Genomic DNA, 405 nt, shown 5'->3' with positions numbered 1-405 from the left:
GGACTGATCCCGAAAAACCCCGCATCGAAATCACCCGCACCCCGCAAAAACCCACCACCACGCGCATACACCGAACCAAGACGCTCCGGATCCGGGTCATACAACCGCTCCAGATCCCACCCACGATCCCCCGGCAACCCCGAGATCGCATCACGCCCCTCAACCAACAACCGCCAAAACTCCTCCGGAGAATCCAACCCACCCGGATACCGGCAACTCATCCCCACAATCGCCAACGGCTCATCAACCCGAACCAGGACCCGACGCGGCTTCACCACCACCGCCGCCGCCGCCGGCTCCACCACACCCACCTCAGCCAACAACAACCGAGTCACCGCCGACGAACTCGGATGGTCAAACACCAACGTCGACGGCAACCGCACCCCACTGACCTGCGTCAACCGG

1 protein-coding gene is annotated in these 405 nt (G+C 63.2%); it reads right to left on the bottom strand.

Features of this window, described 5'->3' with window-relative positions:
- Positions 1 to 383, bottom strand: a 383-nt coding sequence (locus ACLQ28_RS34530) for a beta-ketoacyl synthase N-terminal-like domain-containing protein (protein WP_425690451.1), incomplete at its 3' end; no start/stop codon positions are given.
- Positions 384 to 405 lie beyond the last annotated feature (22 nt).

Source organism: Micromonospora sp. DT201 (assembly GCF_049841575.1).
Taxonomy (GTDB): Bacteria; Actinomycetota; Actinomycetes; order Mycobacteriales; family Micromonosporaceae; genus Micromonospora.
The sequence above is the reverse complement of the archived record's forward strand: the minus strand, read 5'-3'. Positions and strand labels throughout refer to the sequence as shown.